The following is a 24,230-nucleotide window of genomic DNA, read 5'->3' on the forward strand; positions in this document are numbered from 1 at the left end:
AACCAGGGTGGAGATCTTGATGAAGGCAATTATCATTGGAGCCGGGATCGGGGGCCTCACTGCCGCGTTGAGTCTGCACGCAGCCGGCATTGACGTTGAAGTCTTCGAAACGGTCCGCGACATCAAGCCGCTCGGCCAGGGTATCAACCTGCAACCGAATGCTGTGCGTGAGTTCACCGAACTTGGGCTGGGCGAAGGTCTCGCGGCGACAGCAATCGAAACTTCCACACTATCCTACTACAACAAACTCGGCCAACTGATCTGGAGCGAACCACGCGGTCTGCGTGCCGGCTACAAATGGCCGCAATATTCAATTCACCGCGGCGACCTGCAGGCTGTCCTGCTTACGGCGCTACGCGAACGGGCCGGCGAGGGCAGTCTTCATGTCGGTTTTCATTTCGAGTCCTTCGATCAGGACGAGAACGAAGTCCGCGCGCATTTCATCGACCGGCAAAACCAGAGGTCGGCCGGAACGTTCAAGGGAAATATCCTGATTGGAGCTGACGGTATCAATTCCCGGCTTCGCCGGATTTTATACCCCAATGAAGGGCCACCAGTGGATAGTGGTCGGGTCCAGTGGCGCGGTTCGGTTATCGCTGATCCCTTTCTGGATGGTCGCACCCAGGTGATGATTGGCCACCGCGAGCAGCGCGCCGTGATATACCCGATGAGCAAAAAGATCGCCGCCAGCGGTAAGTCGTTGATCAATTGGTTGACGGTCCTGGGTGGGCAGTGGACCCTCGACAAGCAAGAGGTCTGGGACCGACGAGTTCCCAAGGAGCGGTTTTTCGCACCTTTCGCAGACTGGAAGTTCGATTGGATCGATGTCACAGCTCTGATCGAGCAGACCACAGAGATTTACGAGCATCCAAAAGTCGACCGCGATGCATTACCAAAATGGAGTTTCGGACGCGTGACTCTTTTAGGTGATGCCGCGCATCCAATGCGCCCGATCGGTTCGCAGGCGGGTACCCAGGCGATCATTGATGCCAGGGTGCTTGCGAAGGCCCTCGCCGAGTCGCCCCTCGATTCCGCCGGCGCGTTGGTCTCCTACGAAAGGGAGCGCTTGCCGGTCGTCACTGAAGTCATGCTCCGCAATCGCGCGTACGGGCCTGAAATTGTCATGCAGATGGCTGAGGAAAGAGCCCCCAACGGCTTCACGTCCATTGAAGAGATCATTCCGCGCCATGAGCTTGAAAGCATCGCCCGAAGCTTCAAGATCGCAGCAGGCTTCGATCCTGAAATTCTGAATCAGAGACCATCGCTGAGTGTTGCCGGATCACGGGTCTGAGCCGCTTGGTTCCCGCGGTCAAGCGGCCCGTGAACTCGGATGTCACTTGATTGTGGGACATAGAATGGTCGGCCAAAGCGATAGAGTGTCCGTTCTATGAAGGAGGCACTCGTTGACTAGTACAGATCTTGATCGTAGCCACGACCCGTTGCGCCTCAGTTGGGTGACGAGCGCAAATCTGCCGAACTCCGATTTCCCGGTCCAGAACCTGCCTTTCGGGGTTTTCCGCGAAACTGGCTCGGGCAACGCTCCACGTGGCTGCGTCGCGATCGGTGGCCACGTCCTTGACGTCGCAGCCGTGTCGTCGCTTCTGGGGGAGGTCAAACCTATCGCGGACACACTGATCGCTCCCGATCTACGGCCGCTGATGTCGCTCGCTCCTCGTGCATGGACGGCCCTGCGCCTAGCATTGTCGGACTTGCTGTCTGCGGGGAATGCAGATCACAGGCGTGTTGAGCGGCATCTTCATGCAAGCGACGGGGTGGAAATGTTCTTGCCGGTACGGCCGGGGAGTTTCGTAGATTTCTTCGCCTCCATTCAGCACGCCACCAACGCAGGGAGCATTTTCCGGCCAACCGCACCTCTACTGCCGAACTACAAATACGTGCCTGTGGCCTATAACGGCCGTGCGTCGACCATCGTGGTCAGCGGAAGCCCGGTCAGCCGCCCGGCGGGGCAGACGCGCGTAGACGGGGAGGAAGCGCCGTCGTTCGGGCCCAGCCAGCGGCTCGATTTCGAGACGGAACTCGGCGTCTTTATCGGCGGCTATTCGGAGCGCGGCAGGCCAGTGACGCTGCGGGAGGCTTGGCGACACGTATTCGGCTTCTGTCTACTCAACGATTGGTCGGCGCGCGATATCCAGGCTTGGGAATACCAGCCGCTTGGACCCTTCCTGGGCAAGAGCTTCGCCACCACGATCTCACCATGGGTAGTGACGGCGGACGCTCTCCGTCCCTTCCGCGTACGCTTGCGCGAACGCCCGACGGGCGATCCTGCGCCGCTTCCGCATCTCGCTGATGACGGAGATAGCGCTTGCGGTGCGGTAGATGTGATGCTCGAGACGCGGCTCGCGACGACGAGAATGCTAAAGGAGAACGCCGGCTCCGCAGTGCTCGGCAGGACTTCCACGCGCGAACTATACTGGTCCGTCGGGCAGATGGTCGCTCATCTGACGAGCAACGGCTGCAATATCGAAGCGGGCGATCTCTTTGGAAGCGGCACGGTCTCGGGCGATGCGGAAGACGCCCTGGGTAGTCTTCTCGAGATCACTCGCGCCGGAAAGGAGCCGCTGCAACTACCAGGCGGCGAGCAGCGCACTTTTTTGGAGGATGGCGACGAGATCGTCATCACCGGCCGCTGCGCGCGGAATGGCTTCGCACCCATCGGTTTTGGTCGATGCGCCGGCCGTATCACAGCGTCGCCCGCGGGTTGAAGTAGGTCGTCCCGTCTCTCTGTTGACCACGGTGGCCAAGAGGTTCGATATCAAAGTGCGGCAGACCTAAGGGTCCAGACCGGTCGGTGTGGCCTGTCCTAGCCTCGGCCTGCTATGAACACGGCGCCCGGAATGAGAGCTCGGTTGGTTAATTCGGACGGAAGCGAAATCAAATCGGCCGAGAAGATGAAAATCAGCGAGGCACCATGACTCAGAGTGAGAATTCATCAATGCGTCCCAGGGAGGTTGCGGCGTCCTCGTTTCTGCAACGGTTGGTAGCTCGTGGCGTCGAGTATGTATTTGCCAACGCGGGTACCGATTTTGCGCCCATCATCGAAGTGTTGTCGGCCGCCGACGGTGACCGGAAGTACCCGACATTCGTGACTGTGCCACATGAGAACCTGGCGATGGCCATGGCCAATGGTTATTACCGCGTCACGGGGAAGCCGGCTGCCGTAATGCTGCATGTTACCGTCGGGACGGCAAACGCTATCTGCCAGATCATGAATATGGCGCGTGATAACGTTCCGGTATTCCTTTGTGCAGGTCGTACGCCAGCAACGGAGACGGGACATGCCGCCTCGCGAGATGTCTATATCCATTGGGGGCAGGAATCGTTCGATCAGGGAAGTATGCTTCGCGAATACGTTAAATGGGACTACGAACTCCGAGCCGGTCAACCCATCGAAGCTCTAGTCGATCGCGCTCTCGACATAGCAATGAGTGAGCCACGCGGGCCGGTTTACCTGGCATTACCGCGAGAGGTACTTGCCGACGCAACAGTACCAATGCGACGCGATAGCGTCCGACCACTTGGCGTCTCGTCAAGCGCACCGTCGAGACATGTCGTGGATCAAGTGTTACGGATGCTGGCCGAATCGCGGTCCCCCCTGATTCTGACATCATCGGCGGGCCGATCGCGAGAGGGAGCGGTCGCGCTGTCGAGGCTCTGCAGTTCTCAGGCAATTCCGGTTCTTCAGATCAATGCAACGGACGCCAACTTACCCAGCAATCACCTGATGAATCTTGGATTCGCGCAAGATCCTGGGCTTCATCTTCAGGACGCTGACCTCGTTCTTGTTATCGACAGCGCCGTACCGTGGTTGCCCCGCTTTTCCAGACCCAGGCCAGCCACTAAGGTGGTGCATATCGGCGCTGATCCCCTAGTGAGCCGCCACCCCTTTCGAGAGTTTGAAGCCGATCTGTTGGTAGCCGGGAACGTCGCAACGACACTTGAGATGTTAAATGAGTTGGCAGGAACGCTCGAAGATGACGTTCGACGGAAGAGACAGGATCGGATTGCTGCGGAGCGGGCGAAAACGTTGCAAGCTAGGACCGATCTCGTGCGACGTTCGCGAGACGAATCGCCCATCCACCCAGCGTGGCTTGCGCACTGCATAAATGAGGCGAAGTCCGAAGGATCTATTATTATCAATGAACTCGGTACTGCGGTGAGCCGCTTGGAGTTTTCGGGGCAGGATCGCTACATTGGAAGTTCGCCGGCTGGCGGACTAGGGGGCGGTCTCGGCACGGCACTTGGTGCAAAGCTCGCCGCACCAAATAGCGATGTCATTGCGATCGTAGGGGACGGCTCGTACATGTTCGGAAATCCCGTTCCGTTTCACTACGTGCAGCGAGCACAGAATCTACCAATTCTGACGATTGTTGCGAACAATCACCAATGGCTTGCGGTGAAGCAATCTACGCTCGCCGTCTATCCAGACGGTGCAGCATCGAGGGTGAACGCCATGCCTGTCCAGGGCCTCGATCCATCTCCGGCCTTCGAGAGAGTGGCGGAATGCTGTCAAGGCTGGGGCGAGGCGGTCGACGATCCAGCTTTGCTTCCCGATGCGCTAGCGCGCGCCTTCAAGAAGGTGCGCTCGGGAATCCCCGCTTTGTTGAACGTCCATACGCAGCCGATCCGATAACCCCGGGATGAAAGCCGCAGGACGGCCAAGCTTAACGACCGGCCGGTAGAACGTATCGCTGCTTGCCTCCGCAGTGTTCGGCAAGGCGTCGATGGACGAACTGTGTCGACTATAGTGCAGATGCTCGCTCATCAGGCGAGCAACCGCCGCAACATCGCAGGCGATCTCTTTGTAACCGGGACAGTCCTAGGCGATGCATGCCGCGGACGCCAAGGCCGTCTTCCCGAAGTCACTCGGACAGGAGTCCATGTCACGCACAGGCGGCGACAGAATATGCTGTTGGAGGGGGCCAGACATCGTCCTCACCGGGTGGTGTGTCAGCATGGCTTCCGGCCGGCTTTCGGTCGATGCGCCGGCCGCACCACGGCGCCGCCGCGGGCTGACGTGAGCTGTCCCGTGTCACCCGCTCATGGGACTGACCAGAGCAGCATGGGTCTGCATGATTAGATGCATTTTGCGGGCTCAGCCGGCCTCGTCAAGTGACCGGGGCTGGTCCGTGCCGAGAGCTCGGCGTGTCGTCACACGAGGAAAGTCTGTCATGTCCAGCGAGCGCGCAGCGTCTGTCCTGATTGGCGGTGCAGGGCCTGTCGGCCTTACGCTTGCACTCGATCTTGCTCGGCGCGGCATCGAGGTCGCGATCATTGAGCGGCGTGGTAAGGGCGATGCACCCGACCCGAAGTGCAACCATGTCAGCTCTCGGTCAATGGAGGTCTTTCGACGGCTCGGCGTTGCATCAAAGCTGCGTAACGCCGGCCTACCCGAAGATTATCCGCACGCAGTCGCTTACCGCACCGCTTTTACCGGGCGTGAGTGCGGTCGGATCCACATCCCGTGCCGGCGCGACCGCTTCACCGATCGGACCGGTGTAGATTCGAACTGGCCAACGCCTGAGCTCCCGCATCGCGTCAACCAGCTCATGCTCGAGCCGATCCTATTCGACTACGTCGCAGCAACGCCACGCGTCAAAATTTACAATCGCGTAGAACTCGAGAGTTTCTCCCAGGATGAGGGTCAAGTCACTGCCGTTGGCCGCGATCTCGATACCGGAGAGGTCCACACCTATTCCGCCCGATATCTCATTGGATGCGACGGGGCACGATCGACGGTGAGGCGGGGGCTCGGCATCAAGCTCGAAGGCGACGGAGAATTCATGCGCGTGCAGGCGACCTTTATTCGCGCCCCCCAGCTCATTGCTCAACAGCAGCACGAACGAGCCTGGATGACCTACTCGCTCAATCCGAAGCTGAGTGGCAATGTGATCGCGATTGATGGGCGTGAGCTATGGATGATCTTCAACTTTCTCCGGCCCGACCAATTCGATTTCGATGCGGTGGATCGTGACGGCAGCATTCGCGCAATTCTTGGCGTCAGCCGTGATTTCAGCTATGAGGTGATTTCGAAGCAAGACTGGATCGGACGGCGCCTGATTGCTGATAGATTTCGCGACCGGCGCATCTTTCTCGCCGGCGATGCGGCCCACCTCTGGGCACCGTATGCTGGCTACGGCATGAATGCCGGCATTGCGGATGCGATGAATTTGTCGTGGCTACTCGCCGCGAATCTCAACGGCTGGGCGCCTGCGGCGATTCTCGATGCCTATGAGGCGGAGCGATGGCCAATCACTGAGCAGGTATCGCATCTGGCGATGTCGCAAGCTGAAGAAGAGACGCGGCGCCGCAGCTCTGTTCCTGCCAACATCCTTGAAGAAGGACCTGAAGGTGAGCAGGCCCGCGCCGAAGCTGGTCGTGTTGCTTGTGAGACGAATACCAAGCAATTCGCGGCTGCCGGCCTGAATTTTGGTTACTTCTACGACGGTTCGCCATTGATCGCTTACGATGGTGGCGCGCATCCGACCTACACACTTGGGAGCTTTACCTCGTCGACGGTGCCCGGGTGTCGTGTTCCCCATTTTTGGTTCGACGACGGCCGCTCGCTCTACGACGCTCTTGGGCCGGAATATACCTTGTTGCGATTCGATCCGTCGGTCGATGTCGGCCGAATCGTTGCCGCCGCGCAGGAGCGTGGATTTCCACTCACGGTGCTTGATGTGGTGTCGAAAGAAGCAGCTGCGCTTTATTCGACAAAGCTGGTGTTAGCGCGACCCGATCAGCATGTCGCTTGGCGTGGAGACGATTTGCCGAGCGATTCGTTCAGGTTGATAGACCGTTTGCGCGGAGCCTTAGCAGGGAAGGCAGGAGAGGGTGAATACCTAAGGCGTATGGGTTAGCGATGCCGCCACTGACTGTTAGAGGCATCGCGGCCCAACCGGGTAATACAAACAACGGTTGTCCTGATCAACACCACCGTGGCTCTCACCAATTGCCCGGGGCGGAGGAAGAACTGCCCCCTTGGCATATAGCTCCCCGTGACTGCGGTTCAAGTCGCTCAAAATATCTCCGACAACTTCCCGCAGGTCAGCAGCAGTGTGGTTCACCGTCGCGCGCTGATCCACCGCATATTTGAACAGCACGTTCGCGAGGCAGAAACCCCTGTCGCCCGCGCAACTGGCGAACAGTGCACCCGCGCCGGTCAGTCTTTGCCGGCCGTTTAACGGCGTCGCTCGTGAGCTGAACTAAGCCGTTTCGTGTCACCCGCTCATGGGACTGACCAGGCCGGCGCGGCTCGGCATGATCAACGTCCCGACTCCACGTCCAGACAGGCGTTTCGTATCATGACAATCCCTCCCTTCGAGTTCAGTGAGGCCGTCCTCTCGCCGCGCGACGGTTCACCGGCCTACATGACCGGATTTGAGAACTCTTTCGCGACCGAGGCGGTTCCCAATGCACTGCCTCTGGCGCGGAATTCGCCGCAAAAAGCGCCGCTCGGCCTGTATGCCGAACAGCTTTCTGGCACCGCGTTCACGGCCCCACGTCACAGTAATAAGCGCACCTGGTTCTATCGCATCCGACCCTCTGTCCAGCATGGCCGCGGCTTTCGCCAGGTCGATGCCGGACTGATCCGGACCGCTCCTTGCCGCGACGAGTCAAGTCTGCCGATCGCGCAGATGCGATGGGCGCCGATCGCCATTCCGGACGAGCCGTGCGACTTTCTCTCCGGTCTTCGTACCATCGCCACGTGCGGCGATGTGCACCTGCAGTTAGGGATGGCGGCCCATGTCTACGTCGCAAACCGTTCTATGGAGGACCGCTACCTCTACAATGCCGACGGCGAACTGCTGCTCGTGCCGCAGGAGAACTCGATCCGTATATTCACCGAATGCGGGGTCCTCGATGCCATACCGGGTGAGATCGTCATCGTTCCAAAAGGGATGAAGTTCAAGGTCGATCTGCCGAGCGGACCGGCGCGCGGCTACGTTTGCGAGAACTACGGCAGCTATTTCACGCTGCCTGAACGAGGCCCGATCGGCGCTAACTGCCTTGCCAATCCCCGCGACTTCCTGGCGCCCGTCGCGCGCTTCGAGGACAAAGAGAAGCCATGCCAGCTTTTCGTGAAGTCGCTCGGCCGCCTGTACGTGACGGATCTTCCGCAGTCTCCCCTTGATGTCGTCGGCTGGCATGGCAACTTCGCACCAGTGAAATACGATCTGCGCCGGTTCTCGCCAGTCGGATCGGTTCTGTTCGACCATCCTGATCCATCGATCTATACCGTGCTGACCGCGAGCTCTGAGATCGCCGGGACAGCCAACGTGGACTTCGTGATATTTCCCGAGCGTTGGATCGTAATGGAGGAATCCTTCCGGCCGCCATGGTACCACATGAACGTGATGAGCGAATTCATGGGGCTCATCTACGGCGTCTACGATGCGAAGCCGGATGGCTTCGTTCCGGGCGGAATGAGCTTGCACAATGGCCTGATCGCGCATGGTCCGGATGCGGAAGCTTTCGAGAAGGCGAGCCATAAGGCCTTGGCCCCCGAACGTTTGTCGGGGACGATGGCCTTCATGTTCGAGACCCGTTATCCGCTGAGCGCCACGGCTTACGCTTCACAGCTGCACTTGCTCGACGGCACTTATCCGAACTGCTGGGACGGGCTTAGCCGACAGTTTGGTGGGAGGAAGCCCTTTGGCTCGACCTAAGCCGGAGCCGTAGCGCAGTCCTCATATGCGTCAGCGGCGGCAACATCCTCGATGCCGAGATAGATGCCGCGCGAACATCCGGCTCGATAGGGCTCTCGGCCAAGTCTCACTCATGATCAGCGTCAGGCAGGCAGCGATGATAGACGACAGACTAGAGAAGCAGTACGCGCTGGGGCATCTGCGACCCGATCTGCATTTTCTTCCGGATTGGAATGGGCGAAGCACGGCATTTCGCCAAGCCAGCAAGTGCCAGTTGGACCTATCATACGGAGCAGGCCCACGTGATCGGCTGGATTACTTCCCGAGTGCCGAGCCGAAGTCCTCGCCCACGGTGGTGTTTATTCACGGTGGCTACTGGCAGAGAGGAGATAAATCCTCATACAGCTTTCTTGCCGAAACATTTGTCAAAAACGGCGTTTCCTTTGCAGCGATCAACTACGACTTTTGCCCCGGGGTCCGCATGACCCAGATTGTCGATCAGGCTCGTAAGGCCATGGCCTGGCTGTGGCACAACGTCGATGGTCTGGGCGGAGACCGGGAAAAGTTGTCCATTGTTGGCCACTCAGCCGGAGCGCATATTTCAGGAATGATGATGACGACCAACTGGCCCTCTTTTTCGGAGGGGCTACCGCAAGATCTGGTTAAAGGCGCCATCTTGGTGTCGGGCATCTATGACTTGGGGCCACTACTGGCGACGTCCAACAATGACCAGCTTCATCTCGACCCGGATGAAGCATACAGCCAAAGCCCTGTAAATCAGACAAGGATATCCAACGTTCCGCAGCTTGTTGCTTGCGGAAAAGATGAAACGCAGGAGTTCAAATGGCAGTCCGACCGTTACGTAGCGATCTTCCGATCGTTGAACAGGAATATCTCGCGCCACGTTGTTCCGGGCAACCATTTCGACGTTCTCAATGAGCTATGCGATGAGCGTAGCAGCTTTCACCGAACTGCCTTGCATTTCATTGCCTCACTTTCGGACCAATAGCCTGACTCGCTGGCTGTGAGCCGAGATTGAGCATTGAGCGCTCGAGCGAGCAGGAACAGGATCAAGCGGACTTTCGTTCCGGTCGATCGACTAGCTCCAGTGTTTTGGCTTGAAGGGTCTCAAAATGAAATCGTCTGCGCATGTCCCCGGCTCGAGGCTCCCTAAGCGGTTTCGTGATCGTCTTCGCCTTCCTCTCATCGCCGCTCCAATGCTCCACGTTTCTGGACCCGACCTGGTCGTTGCTGCGTGTCGAGCCGGCATCATTGGAGCCTTCCCGACCCTCAATCCCAGGGTACTTCAGGTCAGTGGCGGGCTCGATGCCTGGTTGTCGGACATCAAGCGCGGCCTTGGGGAGGAGCCCGGGGCGTTCGCGCCGATCTGCCCCAATTTGATCATGAGAGCCGATGATCTCGACGACCACGTGGATGCAATCCTGCGATATGACGTCGAGATGGTGATTACAAGCGTCGGCTCTCCGAAGCCAATCATGTCGCGTCTCAAGCAGGCCGGTGTTTTCGTCTTCGCCGACGTGGCCACAGTCGAACATGCTCGGAAGGCGATCGACGTCGGAGTAGACGGATTGGTTCTGCTCACTGCTGGCGCTGGCGGTCAGACGGGATGGCTCAATCCATTTGCTTACGCTCGTGCCGTCCGAGAAATCTTCGACGGACCTATTGTGCTCGCTGGAGGCATAAGCGACGGGGTGGCGCTGCGGGCGGCAGAGGTCTTGGGGTGCGATCTCGCCTACATGGGAACTAAGTTCATTGCCGCACGCGAAAGCATGGCGGCGGATGCTTACCGGGAGATGTTGGTCCGATCATCGATGGATGATATCGTGTTAACGAAGGCCTTCAATGGCCTTTGGGGCAGCTACCTTCGTCCATCGATAGTAGCGGCCGGGCTGGATCCGGACAGGCTCGATGAGTCAATTTCCGCGGCCGAAGCGAAGCAGCGGTATGGCTCCCGCTCGACCGGTCCTAGGAGGTGGACCGGTCTCCAAAGTGCGGGCCATTCCGTATCAGGCGTGCGGGCCGTCGAGACAGTCGCGGAAATCGTCGAACAAACTTTACAAGAATATGAAAACGCTCAGAATCAATGAGGGTCTTATCGGCGGCAGGAATGATGAGTTTCAAGCGCGATCGGGCGTGGCATTCCAAGACCTGACGGTTGGCGCACGCAGGCTCACGACATGTTGCTCAGGCAACCTTCGGCGTTCGAAGGTGTTGAATCGGGATGCTCAAGCCGTGCCTTGTTCGATCACATCGTCGATGATGGATCTGACCGTGTTCGATGATGGCCTCGGCGCTTCGAGCTATTCGTCGACGGCTGCAAGGCGTGATGCTGGAGGTTCTACCTACTGCTTCCGCCGTGAAGTCGCATGTTTTCGCGACAAGTGATCTCGCCTTTGCCGTTGGGTGGGGATCGTCAGATCTCCCCGCGGTGCTGAACGTTGCAACATGCATTCCGGGCGTTGCCTGAATGGACAGCCGTGAAGTTGCGCGAGGTCGGTGCGGCCCGTCAGATATTCGGGCGGTGGTCGGCGCGGTAACAACGCCGGATGGATCCAGAGCTTCCGTCGGCTGGCTAAGCTGCGCGATCGGCCGGCTCTCTGCACAATGGTGGCGCTGGTCGAAGCGCGACGACTTAGCGCGGAGGGGGTTGCGCTCCAGCTCTCGAGAAACCAGCGATCGATAGCTTGCTTGCGGTATGCTTTGTCCTACTAACGCGACTTCAAGTGCCTGATTGACGTGGGGCTTGCTCAGTATACGTATGCCTCCATCGAGGCGCCTTCGATGCCGATACTGTGCGCGACGACCGCGGCGGCGAAACCTTCCAATGACAACTCGAGAATCATGAGGACCCTATGCGTAGCAATCTTCAGTTCTATATCGACGGATCGTGGGTGCAGCCCAGCAGCCAGGCCGTGATCGACGTCATCAATCCGGCGGATGAATCGGTGGCCGGCCAGGTCGCGCTCGGCGACGCCAACGACGTCGACAAGGCGGTCGCCGCGGCGCGCAAGGCGTTTGAGACGTTCTCGCTGACGTCGGTCGAGGAACGGCTTGCGCTGTTTGACCGGATCATCGCCGCCTATCAACGGCGGATCGGCGACCTGGCCTTGGCGGTGTCGGAAGAAATGGGCGCGCCCCTGTGGCTTGCAGAGCAGTTGCAGGCACCGGTGGGCCTCGTCCATTTCCAGATCGCTCGCGCCGCGCTGGCGAACTACAGCTTTGAGCAGGGCATCGGCACCACCGAGGTCGTGCGCGAGCCGATTGGCGTCTGCGCCCTCATCACTCCGTGGAACTGGCCGGTGAATCAGGTGACCTGCAAGGTGGCCGCCGCATTGGCGACGGGGTGCACGATGGTGCTGAAACCGTCCGAGGTATCGCCCTTTTCCGCGACGATCTTAACGGAGATCCTGCAGGATGCCCAGGTGCCTGCCGGCGTGTTCAACCTGGTACATGGAGACGGACAGGGCGTAGGCAACGCCCTGACGAGTCATCCCAACGTTGATCTCGTCTCGTTCACCGGCTCGACGCCCGCCGGCATCCAGGTGGCGCGCAACGCTGCGTTGACAGTGAAGCGCGTGCATCAGGAACTGGGCGGCAAATCGCCGAACATCCTCCTGCCCAGCGCCGAGCTGGCATCGGCGGTGAAAGCTGGCGTGGCCCAGGTCATGCTCAACAGCGGCCAGTCGTGCAATGCGCCATCTCGGATGCTTGTACCGGCTAAGCGGATGGCCGAAGTCGCTCAGCTTGCCCGCGCTGCAGCAGAGGAGTGGGTCGTCGGACATCCGGCCAGCAACGCCAAGATGGGTCCGGTCGCGTCCGAGGCGCAGTGGAACAAGATCCAGCGCCTGATCAAGGCTGGCATAGATGAAGGCGCGACGCTCGTCACCGGCGGCCTTGGCCGACCCGAGGGACTAGATACAGGCTTCTATATCCGCCCGACAGTTTTTGCCGACGTGACGAACGATATGACCATAGCGCGGGAGGAGATCTTCGGGCCGGTGCTCTCGATCATTGGCTACGCGGACGAAGCGGATGCAGTGGCGATCGCCAACGATACGGTGTTCGGCCTCGCCGCTTATGTTCAGGGCGAACACTCTGCGGCAGAGGCGGTGGCGCGGAAGCTGCGGGCCGGACAGGTGACGCTAAATTATGCCGACATGGATTTTGCGGCGCCGTTTGGTGGATACAAGCAATCCGGCAACGGACGCGAATGGGGAGAGGTCGCGTTCGGCGAGTTCCTGGAAACCAAGGCGATCGTTGGCTTCCGCAAAGCGGCCTGACGTGCGCGCTGATTTGATAGCCGGGCCCGCTCGGCTTTCGAACCAGCTAACACGAATTCAATCCGCATAAAGGTTTGACGAACTGGATCCGGTCTGGAGAAGCGGAACAACGCGTTTCGGTTTCCCCTCACCGGACCAAGCCCAGCGATAAACGTTGATGGTCGGCGACGACCTGGCTCACCTGAAAAGCAACGCACGGAGGAGGCGCCGTCTTTCCAGGCTCACTGCCGGACACGCCTGTACAACGAAAACCATTGGGCATCTTTATGCGGCAATAGAGATGCCCCGCGAGAGTGAGCTTTGCGCAGATGGTCGAATATGTTGACCTCAAACGCGAATTCCACCCATTGCGCTTTCACCGGCAAGCGTGCCGTTTGTTGTTCGAGCATACCCCAACCATCGGTGCCCTCCTGGACAACGCCACACGGCCCTAACTTCGGTCGCTCTCCGGCGCGATGGGTCTCCGCACGGAAGCGGCCGGACCGCCATTTGTGAGGATAAATGAAAGTCGGAAAGAAGATCCTGATCTGCGGGGCCGGCATTGCCGGCCCCGCATGCGCCTATTGGCTGCACAAATACGGCTACGCCGTCGTCGTCGTGGAAAGGGCGCAGACCCTCAGGGATGGCGGTCAGAACGTCGACATTAAGGGTGCAGGGCAGCAGGTCATCAAGATGATGGGCCTCGTTGATGAGATCGAATCCAAGGACACCCTGGAACAGGGCCAGAAGTATCTCGATGCCGCGGGCAATCTGATCGCCACCTTTCCGAAGGGAGCCATCGGCACGCTGACGAGCGATTTTGAGATTCTGCGAGGCGATTTCGCCCGTGTCCTCTTCGAAGCCACGAACGCCGACTGCGAATATCGCTTCGGGAGGTTCGTCACCGACCTCGAAGACACCGGCGCTTGCATGTCGGTCACCTTCGACGACGGCTCAGTAGAAGACTTCGAATTGGTGATCTGCGCCGAGGGCACCAACTCCGCAACCAGAGCCAGGATCCTGGCCCAAGAAATCCGCTTTCGCTACCTCGGCGCCTCCATGTCGTTCTTCAAGATTCCTCGACGCCCAGAGGACGGCAACTGGGCTTATTCGGTCAACGGCGTGGGCGGCACATTCATCACGCTACGACCCGGGAACGAGACGGAGACGACCGTCCTGACGACCTTTCTCCGGAAGAAACTCGACATCGAGGGCGACAATGTCGCGGCGAGACGGCGGTTGCTGCTCCAGGCGCTCAAAGGCCGAGGCACGATCGCCGATCGGATCACCGCGCAGCTCGATACGGTCTACGACTTTTATTTTGGGCCGATGAGCCAGGTAAAGGCCTCCACCTGGTCGAAAGGCCGGTTCGTCTTGGTCGGCGACGCGGCGCACTCTCCGACGCCGTTCACGGGGACAGGTACGGCTCTCGGTTTGGTTGGCGCCTATGTGCTCGCTGGCGAGATCGGACGATGCGAGACCCACACTGAAGCCTTTGGCGCCTATGAAAAGTTGGTCCGCCCCTATATCGAAGTGTCACAGAACCAGTTGAGTCCCCGCCTCATTCGGATACTGCATGCGAAAACCTGGTTCGGGATTTCACTTACGCGTCTCACTCAGAGGACCTTCGCGAGCACCGTCGTGCAAAAGCTGTTCAGACCGAGCCCGGCGAAGCGAGAAAAGCAAGTCGCAGAGGATTTCGTATTTCCGAGCTACGATGGCGGGAGAACGATGCGTTGAGCGCTCTTGCAAGTTGCTCATCAGCACGACCTTTGTGACGTGACAGTGCTGTGCCGTGGGGATGCACGCTTCATGCGGCCTGCCCAACGTTTGTGCCCGCCGGCTCTTGAGCGATGCCGCCACTTTGGCCATCATGCTACCCGGTCATTTTCGCAGCAGCCCGCTGCGTCAGCGCCTGGCTCACCTCAAGAGCCAATTCGAGAGATCCTCAAAGGGGCGCGAGAGGAGGAGGCAAGGTCTTTCCGGACTCGCTGTCGAACACGTTCAAAGGGCAGTGCAAGAAAACCTGAGGATCCTTATGCGGCAATAGCCCCGCGATGGTAGGCTTTGCCCGGATGGCCGAATATGTTGACCTCAATCGATCTCGAGCGCGAACTCCACCCGTTGCGCTTTGACCGGCAAGCGTGTTCGAGCATGGTCCAACCAACGGTGCCGTTCCGGGCAACCCAGTACAGCCCTAAGTTCGGTCCCTCTGTTCGCCGGCACCTGATTCAGTCGATCGGCTCGACGATGATCGGGCACTCAGCCCTGATGACATGTGATCGAACGCCTGTCGCGCCTCTTGGACCTGTGGCAGCATGGCAAGTGTCCAAGCGTGAAGCTCTCTAAGTGGCTGCTGCAGAGTACGGCCAAGGTCTGTGATCTGATACTGGACGGCCACCGGCGACGACGACATCACCTGACGCGAAACTAGCCCATTGCGCTCAAGGCGGCGAAGGCATTGGGTAAGCGCTTTCTGGGTGATCCCTTCGAGCCGGCGCCTGATCACGTTGAAGCGCTGCGGTCCATCGTTCAGAACGGCCAGAACCATCGCCGACCACTTGTCGGCGATCTCGTCGAACAATGCGCGGCTCGGACAGTCCGATGAGAAGCATTGCGGCTGTAGCTCGAGCAAGGCGGTTTCCTCCGATATACCAAGGCGATTTAGGGGGCCTAGTTGACGCTTGGTATATTCTAGATACTTAGCACAGGCGTTATTTGCAACAGAGAGACCTGTTCCATGTCGCACGCCAACACGAGCTGGACTTATTTGAGGGAAATTTGAGCGAATTCGCGCCGCGCAAGCGCACGAGCGGCTGGACGATCGCTGCGCCGATTTTCGGGAGGCGCACACCGCAGCCTAGAACGTGCCCAAGCAATCATCCGAGTTCGGGAAATGGGAGCAAGCGATCGCGATTTGAGCTTGCGGGCCGCTTTTTGAGATCTCCTACGGCCGCGCTTCATGCGGACCGGCTCGCTCGAATGAGAAAGCAAACAGGTCGAGGGCAACTGTGCTCTGACCGAAACGCTCACGCCGCCCGTACTGAATCTAGGAACTCCGCGACTTCGTTCTCGAGCCGGCTGCTTTGGCCGGCGAGCGCCTTCGCCGAAGCGAGCATCTGAGAGGAAGCGGCTCCGGTCTCGTTGGCGCCTTGCCTCACATCAGCGACGCTGGCCGAGACTTCCTGCGTGCCGTGCGCGGCCTGCTGCACATTGCGAGATATCTCGCGCGTGGCCGAGCTCTGCTCCTCGACCGCAGATGCGATGGCTGAGGCAATCTCCGACATGCGCGCGATGGTGTCGCTGATCTCCTTGATCGAGCCGACCGATTCCTGTGTGGCGCTCTGGATGCCGCCAATCTGCTGGCCGATCTCGCCCGTGGCCTTGGCGGTCTGCTCCGCCAGGGCCTTCACCTCCGAGGCGACCACGGCAAAGCCGCGCCCGGCTTCGCCGGCACGCGCCGCCTCGATGGTGGCGTTGAGCGCCAGAAGGTTGGTTTGGCCCGCGATCGCGTTGATCAATTCGACCACGTCGCCGATCCGCGCCGCGGCCGTGGCGAGTTCGCTGACCCGTTCATTGGTCGTACGGGCCTGTTCCATCGCTTCACGAGCAATCTTCGCAGAATCATGCACCTGGCGGCTGATTTCATCGACTGAGGAGGCCATCTGCTCGGTGGCAGAGGCGACCGATTGCACATTCCTGGATGCCTCTTCGGAGGCGCCCGCGACCACTGTTGCCAACTCCAGCGAGCGCCCGGCCGTTGTCGTTAGCGTGCCGGCGGATCGCTCCAACTCACTTGCGGCCTCCGAGACTACACTGATGACCTCGCCGATCGCGGTCTCGAATTCGGAAGTGAAGTGCTCAACGCGCTGGCCCCGCTCGATTTTGGCCTGCGCGTCCGCCGCAGCAGCAACTTCGGCCGCTTTCTTTGCCAGGAGCGCTTCCTTGAAGGTCTCGAGCGACCCTGCCATCGCTCCGATCTCGTCGGCACGATCGCCGGCAGGGATCGCGACATCGTTGCGGCCCTCGGCCATCTCGCCAATCACCTCGGTCAGATTTACGATCGGAGCAATCACACGGCGGCGCAAGAGCATGGTCACACCGACAAGCAGGCCGAGCAGGGCGACGACGACGGCGGTGGCGACACCCAAGAGGATGCGAGCTCGATTGCGTTCGTTTGTGGCACGTTCGCGGGCTTGGGTGATCGCGGCATCGCGAATGTCGAAGAATTTCTGTACGGCGGGGAGCACCGAGGCCGTAAATTGATCGGCATCGAGCGCGTCCTTCGCGTCGCCCATCCTGGCGGCGATTTCATTGTCAATGATCGAAGCCGCACGACCGAAATAGGCATCCTTGGCATCTTTGAGTGCTGCCGCGAGCGGGGCCGGATTGCCAAGCTGATCGATTCCGGCTTCCACAACTTCGCGGTCGGCTTCGATCCGGCCCTGGGCGCGGTCCATAATCGCCTTTTCTGCCGCAGCAACTGGCCGACGAGCGCTTACCGCTGGTGACAGGGCGGCCGCGCGGCCTCCGACGCTCGCACGCAGGTCCTGCGCGGTGCGGGCGATATTCAACAACGTCGTCAGGGAAGCGTCGGAACTAGCGACCTTGTTTTGCAACCGGTTGAGCACCGGTTCGAGCGTGGCGGCGGCTTGGGCCACAACGGGCATGAACCCCATTGTCGCTTGTTGGTCACGGGACGCGAGCGGCACCAGCAGGGCAGCATCGGCCCGGCTGCGAATGTCAGCCAATTTGGATGCGGCCTGATTGAGAGCGTCGGCAATGCCGCCATCATCATCGAGCTCGGCTAAAGCTTGGCGGGCCTTTGCCAAGGCCGCATCAGAGGACTGTTTGGTCTTGGTCGTCGCATCAAGCTGGGCGTTGGTGGCCGGTCCATCCTGGAACAGTGCGAGGTAGGGCGAGCGATGACCAATGACATTTTGTGAAAAGAGCAGGACAGCACCGAAAGCCTCGACCGCCTTGATCGCATCCGATTTGTCGACCATTGAACGATATTGTCCGACGACGATCTGCGCTGCGGGCAACACCGCCAGCACCGTCACAGAGGCCATCGACACTGCAAAGAGCTGACCGATCTTCATCGCTGTTCCCACCACATTGTTGTGTTTCAATGAGATGATGGAGATAAGCTAAAATTTGCCTAAGCGGTGTACTGGTAGATCAAATAAGTTGACTGTTAATTCAAATAGGTTATATTTGATGATGAAGCGGTGCGCGGTCATTTCTATACCGCACGTAATAGTAACTAACCGGGAAAGGCGACCGGCCCGGAGGCGGCGAGCGACCGAGAGACCTTCTCGACAACAGCGCGGACGAAGCCTCGCACCTCGACGAGGTCGCCAGTAACGCACAACGTGGCCCACCATGCGAGCGGGGACTCCCGCGATTCTTGGGGGTGACAATAACGGAACACGCCTTGATCAATGTCCGGTGGTCGCCGTCAGGTGCGGCGGATAGCGCTCGCCTGCGACTCGTATCGCCGCGGCGGATTTCTCGATCTTATCGAGGTCGGCTGCAGTCAGCTCCACGTTCGCAGACTTGAGGTTTTCCTTCGGGCGGCGCGAGGATTCGCGCATAAGCGGGCAGAGCATGCCCGCTTCGTCGAGGCCAGTGCCCCTCGCACCTTGGCACGCCACGGCCCCGCTGCTTCCCTGAATTCCGAGCGCCCTTACCAAAAAGCTTAACATGCCTGAATTACCAGCCAGAAGATTCGGTCTAGGATGAGGTTTTCTCTCTTGGGGCATTTCATGTTCGACACCGCCACCACCGCCTTTTTGCGCGCGGTTCTCGATGTAGTATGCGAGAGCGTCTCGCGCAGCGAGACCGGAGCACGTGTCCATGTAACCTCGAAGATCCTCGAGGCAGCCACAATGGGCGAAGTTTCTCCCGAGGGTCTCAGGCAGGTTGGCCGTGAGGCTCTGTCTCACGCGGCCACCATGTGGCGCTGATCCGGAGCGGCCGTGAACTTCCAGGTGACGGTTCTTAAGATCCTGGTGGCCTATCCGGATGGATTCGCCTTGATGGAGGACCTCAAACGCGACATGGCCGTCCTGGCGACTAGCGGACGCGATTGGGCGGACCGAACCAGACGCCTCGCGGCACAGGTCCCGGATCTCGACATCTGGTCACAAGGGCTGGTCGAACGCGTAAGCGGCGGGTGGCGATTGACTTCCAAGGGGCGGGAGGTGCTCGAATTTATGGAAGCCCGGCCGGTAACGCCCCAACCCGTCGAAGCAGTCTCGATCGATCACGGAGCGTTACCCGAAAAAGCGCTCGTTCCTCCGCTCCCGCTGCCTGCCGACCGTGCGAAGCGGCGCCGTGAACGCCGGGAGGCCCGCGAACGGGCAAGAGCAAGCGCCTCTTAAGGTGTCATCGGGACCAAAGAATTGTCGCCAGCTCTGCGCGGCGGCGCTATAGTCCCGGACTGTAGCTCGCCTCCTCAGCCTCAAGCGCACCGCCGTTGCTTGTTTGCGGCCATGCCGCCGCGATCTACCGATCGCGCTTCGATTCGGCCACTAGGCAGCCGAGTTGCGCACCGGGCACATCAAAGAGCCGGTACGGCCCGAAACGCGAACCCATGCGCGGTCGCCGGGCCGTACCACGCCCGCGTCCCCGCATTCATACCCTCAGCGAAACCTGAAGAGTCCAGCGCGTGCAAGCATTGCGCCGAAACTGACTGCTCTGCTTCTAACGATCGCCTCAATAGATCTTGAGAACACGCTCGCCGGATGGTCCAAGCTGTAATGATCACGAAGCGTCCTGCCGGCGTAGTCTTGGCGGAACAGGCCGCGGTTGCGCAAGATTGGTACCACCTGCTCGGAGAACAAGTCGAAGCCGCCGGGCGGGAAGGGCGGCATGACGTTGAAGCCGTCGGCGGCACCGTTTTCGAACCAGAGCCTGTTGCGCTCAAGGCGGCGAAAACATTGGGTAAGCGCTTTCTGGGCGATCCCTTCGAGCCGGCGCCTGATCACGTTGAAGCGCTGCGGTCCATCGTTCTGCACCTTCAGAACCATCGCCGACCACTTGCCGGCGATCTCGTCGAACAGTGCGCGGCTCGGACAGTCGGATGAGAAGTATTGCGGCCGTGGCGCGAGCAAGGCGGTTTCATCCGATATACCAAGGCGATTTAGGGTGCCTAGTTGACGCTTGGTATATTCTAGATACTCAAGGCGGGGGTTTACTGCAACAGAGAGACCTGTTCCATGTCGCACGTCAACACAGGCTATTTCGCCCCTTCAGCCCACGTCCCTGGCGTACGGCATCGTCTTCGCACCATGACGCGCGGGCTGCCGGCGTAGGTGAATCCTTGCGCTCTCGGTTGAGCGAGCTTTGGGGTCCGAGCATCCTGCAGCCAACGGCAGAGTGCTGACGGTTCACGATCAGGATCTTCCGTACAGGAATTGCGGGTGCGGGATGTTGTCGTGAAAGCTAGCCATGCGTCGCTCTGTTCCTATCGGAAGTTGCAATTGAGAAAGCGCAGCGGCGCGTCCCGGTCTCGGGTGCGAACATCGCGACTAGCGAACTCAATTCGACTTTCTGACGCCGGACGTCATCACATCGCTAGGATTTGGACGAGCTTTTAGACTAATGAATTTGGTCGAGGATTCATTCCAGGAGTTCGTTGACGCCATCCAGACGGCGGGCGATGCGGATGCATTCGAGAGGGTCGCCGTACGGTTAGCGCAAAAGTTAGGCTTCCAGCAATTTGCATATCTGCGCCTCACCGGCGACAATACCGTGCTGATTTCATCATATCCGCCCCCGTGGACCAGCCGATATTTTCATCTTGGATATCAGCACCTCGATCCCGTGGTCCTTCGCGCCCAGCGCGAACGCGACCTGTTCAGCTGGGGCGGGGCGAGCCGCGCGCCCGCCGGAAATCGAGCGCAGCGTCAGTTCTTTGACGAGGCGACGACCTTCGGTATTCGATCCGGGATCACTGTGCCGATCAGAGGTGGCTTCGGACGAACTGCCGCCTTTACGTTGGCGACGAGCGATCCCGAGATTGATCTGCATCGGCGCGTTGACGAATGGAAAGATGTCATTCAGCAAGTAGGTCTTTATTTCCATGTCCACGTGGCTGCCAGGCTTGACGCCGCGTTCGGTGCGCATCGGCCTGCTCATGATGAACTGACGCAGCGCGAGCGTCAGTGCCTTGCGTGGACGGCGCAAGGAAAGACGGTCGCCGACATTGCAGTTCTCGTCACCATTGCGCCGCGGACGGTGGTCTTTCATCTTGAGAACGCGCGCCGCAAACTCGGCGCGGCATCGATCGCCCAGTGTGTTGCGATTGCCCTGCGGCGGGGCTTGTTGGTCTGATCGCGTCCGACTCCATCACTTGCTATCTGAGGAATGTGCTGGCGCTGGTCCGCCGCGACGAGTGGTGCTTTGTATCCCAGCCAAAATGGTCTAGCGTGATCCAGCAGATCGATCCGCGCCTGCAAAATCTGACAGGCGATTCCTGGGGCGTTTCTAGTGTCAAAGGCCTCCGATAACAAAAGGAGGTCGGCATGCATGCCATCGCGCTTCAAACGTCCCAATTTGCTCGTCATCTGGATTATTTAACGTCGATGTATCGGCTTCGCCGCCGCGTCTTCAAGGACCGGCTCGACTGGAGCGTCTCGGTTTCAGGAGATATGGAAATCGATCTCTATGATGCCCTCAGCCCGACCTATCTCCTCGTGGTTTCGGAGCAGAGCGCGGTCGTGGGTTGCGTGAGGTTGCTGCCTACCACCGGACCTACAATGCTGGCTGACACCTTTGCCAATCTGCTTGGCAATAGAACGGCGCCAAGAGACGAAGGCATTCTCGAAAGCTCGCGATTTTGCGTCGACACCACTCACTCCGTCGAGCCCAGCCGCACCGGGCTTAATCGAGCAACCTTTGTGCTGTTCGCCGCGATGATCGAGGCGATGCGCGCCAGAGAGGCGCGATCGATTGTGACCGTAACCGATTCCCGAATGGAGCGTATTCTAAGGCGAGCGGGTTGGCCTTTGGAGCGACTTTCTGAGCCGCAGCCGCTTGGGCAGACCATGGCGCTTGCGGGCTTTCTTCACGATTCAGATCAGGCGCTCGAGGCCATGTACCGGCAAGCCGGCGTCGGCGGACCGGTTCTTGTCTCAACTGACTTGGAGCGTAAGGCCGCCTGATTTATCGTCCAGTCGACGCCGGAGAGCCTCCGTATCATGCTGGCCAATCCGCGCCACAGCTGCGTCGTTCTCTTGAACGTGACGCGAGGCGAGGGGTGGGACGCTCAGGCGTTCCCCCTTCGCTCCGGAGCACGTCAGCCATTGCTGCCAGCTTGCTCCGAGATATTCGGCGTTCCTCAAATCGCAGTTGGCGAGTATGAGCCGAGCGTTCTTCCTGATCGGATTGCAGCATCCATCGAGCATCTCGATGTTGATCCCTTGTCTTTATGGCGGGATCCGCGACTTAAGCCGCGGCTCGTACAATCGGACGTTGGCGTCATCTTCCTGGGCGGCGCGTTTCTTGAGGAAGAGGTGCTAATCGCGGCACTAGAAGGCGCAAGGCACGGCTATGACATCCGGCTGCTCTCGGATTTATCAGTCGCACGACATGAAGCCGATCGTCCCCTCGCTTTAGCTCGGCTCGCCCATTACGGAATCTTCGCGACCACGATCCGGCAAGCTCTGCTGGAATGGGCAGTGTCGCAGGCCGATCAAGCCGTCAGCCGTAAGATCCAGGAACTGCTTTCGCAGTAAGGCGCCTCCCGCAAGCGCTCAGCTTGCAGGACGGGCTCTCGTAAACCGAGCCCGCTTCCCGGTCTCGGCCTTCGGCTTCGATCCCTGGCGCACCACACGTCGTGACTGACGGCCTCCGCTCTATGGATCGACTACGAACTTCGATCGCCTTGCCGAACTCCGACAATGCCCCTCAAAGCAATACTTTGCGGAGGCGGCCGCAAGCGGCCGGCGCATTTTGATTGCCCCCGGCAGGCGCGGTGGGCGGCGCTCCCGCATAGCCCCGAACCGGCAGGCCGCAACCGCGCCCCGTCATATCTCTCGATGAGGAATGTTTGCGTGGCGCGGTCCTCCGCTTGCGCTCCGGCTGTTCCGGTGCGGCCTGCCTCGCACGTTCGTGGCTTTCCGGTCGCTCTTCGCCGCCCACCCCGCCTTTCGGGGGCAGGACGCGGAAGAGAAGCGAACGGAGATCGGCATGTCCAAGCGTTCAACCCACCATCATGCGACCGAGCCGAAACCAAGCCTCTATGAGGAAATCACAACCCACATCGTCGCGGATCTGGAGGCTGGCATCTTCCCATGGGCCCGGCCTTGGGGAACAGGTGGCGGAAATCAGGTCTTTGCGCTGCCTAGGAATGCAGCCACCGGCAAAGCCTATTCAGGGATCAACGTCTTAATCCTGTGGGGCCGGCTGTTTGAGTGCAGCTTTGCCTCATCGCGGTGGCTCACCTTTCGGCAGGCCTCAAATCTCGGCGGGACGGTGCGCAAGGGCGAACATGGCGTCACTGTCTGCTATGCTGACCGCTTCGTCCCCAAGAGCGAGCAGGGTGATGCAAGCAGCGCCAAGCAGGGCCAGCCAGAAGCCGACGGCGCGGCGGTCCCGTTCCTGCGGCGCTACACCGTCTTCAACGTCGACCAATGCGACAACTTGCCGGATCATTGCCTCGTCGAGGCACCAGCCTTGCCTGAGCGTGAGATCGTGCCGCAGGCGGAAGCGCTTGCTGCAGCAACTCGCGCCGATATCCGCATTGGTGGCGCGAAGGCTTTCTACTCGGCATCAGAGGATACCGTCCGCATTCCGCCGCAGCCCGCGTTTTTCGAGCAGATCAACTATTACCGGACGCTGTTTCATGAGCTTGGGCACTGGACCGGCCACCCCTCGCGCTTGAACCGGGATCAGCTCGGAACATTCGGTTCAAAACGCTACGCCAATGAAGAATTGCTCGCAGAGTTGACAGGAGCCTTTGTCTGCGCCGCGCTGTCGATCAAGCCCACCGTTCGCCATGCCGACTACCTGGGTTCTTGGCTGAACGTACTTCGGGAAGATAGCCGCGCGATCTTCCGCGCCGCCAGCAAGGCCTCGAAGGCTGCCGACTTCCTGCTTGCGTTCGGAGCCGACGGCGCGAGCTTCGCTACCTTGACGGGAGCCGAACGCGGTTCGTGACGGGTCCGACCAGGCAAACCACGGCGCAGCCCTCGAGATCACAACAAGCTCGATGCCCGCGGGAGCGTCAGTGTCGCTTGGGCCCGCTCGAATGGCTGATGGCGCAGCCAAATTTTCC

The 24,230-nt window shown here is 59.9% G+C and carries 19 protein-coding genes; 15 read left to right on the top strand and 4 right to left on the bottom strand.

Translation table 11 applies throughout. The features are described 5' to 3' along the window. The first annotated feature begins 19 nt into the window (after positions 1-19). The 9 genes from JQ632_RS08110 (at position 20) to JQ632_RS08150 (ending at position 14,686) form a co-directional block, all read left to right on the top strand. Positions 20-1,291, top strand: coding sequence for a flavin-dependent oxidoreductase (locus JQ632_RS08110; RefSeq protein ID WP_212401772.1), 1,272 nt, complete (start codon positions 20-22; stop codon positions 1,289-1,291). 112 nt (positions 1,292-1,403) lie between these two features. After that, entirely contained in the window at positions 1,404-2,723 is a 1,320-nt protein-coding gene (gene fahA, locus JQ632_RS08115; protein ID WP_212401773.1) for a fumarylacetoacetase, read from the top strand. A gap of 206 nt (positions 2,724-2,929) precedes the next feature. Continuing rightward, positions 2,930-4,651: a thiamine pyrophosphate-requiring protein gene (locus JQ632_RS08120; RefSeq protein WP_212401774.1), complete on the top strand. Its 1,722-nt coding sequence runs from the start codon at positions 2,930-2,932 to the stop codon at positions 4,649-4,651. A gap of 538 nt (positions 4,652-5,189) precedes the next feature. Beyond that, the gene (locus JQ632_RS08125) at positions 5,190-6,878 is read left to right on the top strand and encodes an FAD-dependent oxidoreductase (protein ID WP_212401775.1); all 1,689 of its coding nucleotides are present in this window, start codon (positions 5,190-5,192) and stop codon (positions 6,876-6,878) included. Positions 6,879-7,322: 444 nt separating this feature from the next. Beyond that, on the top strand, positions 7,323-8,687 hold the full coding sequence (hmgA, locus tag JQ632_RS08130; protein WP_212401776.1) for a homogentisate 1,2-dioxygenase: 1,365 nt from the start codon (positions 7,323-7,325) through the stop codon (positions 8,685-8,687). Between the two features lie 112 nt (positions 8,688-8,799). Continuing rightward, on the top strand, positions 8,800-9,675 hold the full coding sequence (locus tag JQ632_RS08135) for an alpha/beta hydrolase (protein ID WP_212401777.1): 876 nt from the start codon (positions 8,800-8,802) through the stop codon (positions 9,673-9,675). Positions 9,676-9,799: 124 nt separating this feature from the next. Next, positions 9,800-10,774 (top strand): nitronate monooxygenase, encoded by a 975-nt coding sequence (locus JQ632_RS08140; RefSeq protein ID WP_212401778.1) that lies wholly within the window; start codon positions 9,800-9,802, stop codon positions 10,772-10,774. 765 nt (positions 10,775-11,539) lie between these two features. Beyond that, positions 11,540-12,967, top strand: a complete 1,428-nt coding sequence (locus JQ632_RS08145) for an aldehyde dehydrogenase family protein (protein ID WP_212401779.1) — start codon at positions 11,540-11,542, stop codon at positions 12,965-12,967. 501 nt (positions 12,968-13,468) lie between these two features. Continuing rightward, entirely contained in the window at positions 13,469-14,686 is a 1,218-nt protein-coding gene (locus tag JQ632_RS08150; RefSeq protein ID WP_212401780.1) for an FAD-dependent monooxygenase, read from the top strand. A 457-nt stretch (positions 14,687-15,143) separates the two neighbouring features. On the opposite strand, the gene JQ632_RS08155 is transcribed toward JQ632_RS08150, so the two are convergent. The 3 genes from JQ632_RS08155 to JQ632_RS08165 form a co-directional block, all read right to left on the bottom strand. Continuing rightward, entirely contained in the window at positions 15,144-15,581 is a 438-nt protein-coding gene (locus tag JQ632_RS08155; protein WP_212401781.1) for a helix-turn-helix domain-containing protein, read from the bottom strand. 394 nt (positions 15,582-15,975) lie between these two features. Continuing rightward, on the bottom strand, positions 15,976-18,048 hold the full coding sequence (locus tag JQ632_RS08160; protein ID WP_212401782.1) for a methyl-accepting chemotaxis protein: 2,073 nt from the start codon (positions 18,046-18,048) through the stop codon (positions 15,976-15,978). A gap of 339 nt (positions 18,049-18,387) precedes the next feature. Beyond that, positions 18,388-18,807: a hypothetical protein gene (locus JQ632_RS08165; protein WP_212401783.1), complete on the bottom strand. Its 420-nt coding sequence runs from the start codon at positions 18,805-18,807 to the stop codon at positions 18,388-18,390. Between JQ632_RS08165 and JQ632_RS39350 the strand changes: the two genes are divergently transcribed. Next, positions 18,715-18,915, top strand: a complete 201-nt coding sequence (locus JQ632_RS39350) for a hypothetical protein (protein WP_249151583.1) — start codon at positions 18,715-18,717, stop codon at positions 18,913-18,915. The genes JQ632_RS08165 and JQ632_RS39350 overlap by 93 nt on opposite strands. Before the next feature lie 12 nt (positions 18,916-18,927). Beyond that, a complete protein-coding gene (locus JQ632_RS08170) occupies positions 18,928-19,332 on the top strand; it encodes a hypothetical protein (protein WP_212401784.1) in 405 nt (134 codons plus the stop codon). A 261-nt stretch (positions 19,333-19,593) separates the two neighbouring features. Here the strand turns inward: JQ632_RS08170 and JQ632_RS40015 are convergent, their stop codons facing one another. Beyond that, entirely contained in the window at positions 19,594-20,178 is a 585-nt protein-coding gene (locus JQ632_RS40015; protein WP_409363472.1) for a winged helix-turn-helix transcriptional regulator, read from the bottom strand. A 376-nt stretch (positions 20,179-20,554) separates the two neighbouring features. On the opposite strand from JQ632_RS40015, the gene JQ632_RS08180 reads away from it, so the two are divergent. From JQ632_RS08180 to JQ632_RS08195, 4 genes are all read left to right on the top strand, one after another. Then, positions 20,555-21,286 (top strand): autoinducer binding domain-containing protein, encoded by a 732-nt coding sequence (locus JQ632_RS08180; protein ID WP_212401786.1) that lies wholly within the window; start codon positions 20,555-20,557, stop codon positions 21,284-21,286. Between the two features lie 191 nt (positions 21,287-21,477). Continuing rightward, entirely contained in the window at positions 21,478-22,116 is a 639-nt protein-coding gene (locus JQ632_RS08185; protein WP_212401787.1) for an acyl-homoserine-lactone synthase, read from the top strand. Positions 22,117-22,152: 36 nt separating this feature from the next. Next, positions 22,153-22,689 carry an isochorismatase family protein gene (locus JQ632_RS08190; RefSeq protein ID WP_212401788.1) on the top strand — a complete coding sequence of 179 codons (537 nt, stop codon included), beginning with the start codon at positions 22,153-22,155 and terminating at the stop codon, positions 22,687-22,689. A gap of 454 nt (positions 22,690-23,143) precedes the next feature. Then, positions 23,144-24,112: an ArdC family protein gene (locus JQ632_RS08195; protein WP_212401789.1), complete on the top strand. Its 969-nt coding sequence runs from the start codon at positions 23,144-23,146 to the stop codon at positions 24,110-24,112. Positions 24,113-24,230: the final 118 nt, after the last annotated feature.

Origin of the sequence: Bradyrhizobium liaoningense, from assembly GCF_018130955.1 — a bacterium.
GTDB classification, from domain to species: domain Bacteria; phylum Pseudomonadota; class Alphaproteobacteria; order Rhizobiales; family Xanthobacteraceae; genus Bradyrhizobium; species Bradyrhizobium liaoningense_C.

Excerpts from the sequence above, each read along its gene's own strand:
- JQ632_RS08110 (WP_212401772.1), top strand. The coding sequence starts at position 20 with ATGAAGGCAATTATCATTGGAGCCGGGATCGGGGGCCTCACTGCCGCG.
- JQ632_RS08125 (WP_212401775.1), top strand. The coding sequence starts at position 5,190 with ATGTCCAGCGAGCGCGCAGCGTCTGTCCTGATTGGCGGTGCAGGGCCT.
- JQ632_RS08120 (WP_212401774.1), top strand. The coding sequence starts at position 2,930 with ATGACTCAGAGTGAGAATTCATCAATGCGTCCCAGGGAGGTTGCGGCG.
- JQ632_RS08150 (WP_212401780.1), top strand. The coding sequence starts at position 13,469 with ATGAAAGTCGGAAAGAAGATCCTGATCTGCGGGGCCGGCATTGCCGGC.
- JQ632_RS39350 (WP_249151583.1), top strand. The coding sequence starts at position 18,715 with ATGTTCGACACCGCCACCACCGCCTTTTTGCGCGCGGTTCTCGATGTA.
- JQ632_RS08135 (WP_212401777.1), top strand. The coding sequence starts at position 8,800 with ATGATCAGCGTCAGGCAGGCAGCGATGATAGACGACAGACTAGAGAAG.
- hmgA (WP_212401776.1), top strand. The coding sequence starts at position 7,323 with ATGACAATCCCTCCCTTCGAGTTCAGTGAGGCCGTCCTCTCGCCGCGC.
- JQ632_RS08145 (WP_212401779.1), top strand. The coding sequence starts at position 11,540 with ATGCGTAGCAATCTTCAGTTCTATATCGACGGATCGTGGGTGCAGCCC.
- JQ632_RS08140 (WP_212401778.1), top strand. The coding sequence starts at position 9,800 with ATGAAATCGTCTGCGCATGTCCCCGGCTCGAGGCTCCCTAAGCGGTTT.
- JQ632_RS08190 (WP_212401788.1), top strand. The coding sequence starts at position 22,153 with ATGCTGGCCAATCCGCGCCACAGCTGCGTCGTTCTCTTGAACGTGACG.
- JQ632_RS08180 (WP_212401786.1), top strand. The coding sequence starts at position 20,555 with ATGAATTTGGTCGAGGATTCATTCCAGGAGTTCGTTGACGCCATCCAG.
- JQ632_RS08195 (WP_212401789.1), top strand. The coding sequence starts at position 23,144 with ATGTCCAAGCGTTCAACCCACCATCATGCGACCGAGCCGAAACCAAGC.
- JQ632_RS08160 (WP_212401782.1), bottom strand. The coding sequence starts at position 18,048 with ATGAAGATCGGTCAGCTCTTTGCAGTGTCGATGGCCTCTGTGACGGTG.
- JQ632_RS08165 (WP_212401783.1), bottom strand. The coding sequence starts at position 18,807 with ATGGACACGTGCTCCGGTCTCGCTGCGCGAGACGCTCTCGCATACTAC.
- JQ632_RS08185 (WP_212401787.1), top strand. The coding sequence starts at position 21,478 with ATGCATGCCATCGCGCTTCAAACGTCCCAATTTGCTCGTCATCTGGAT.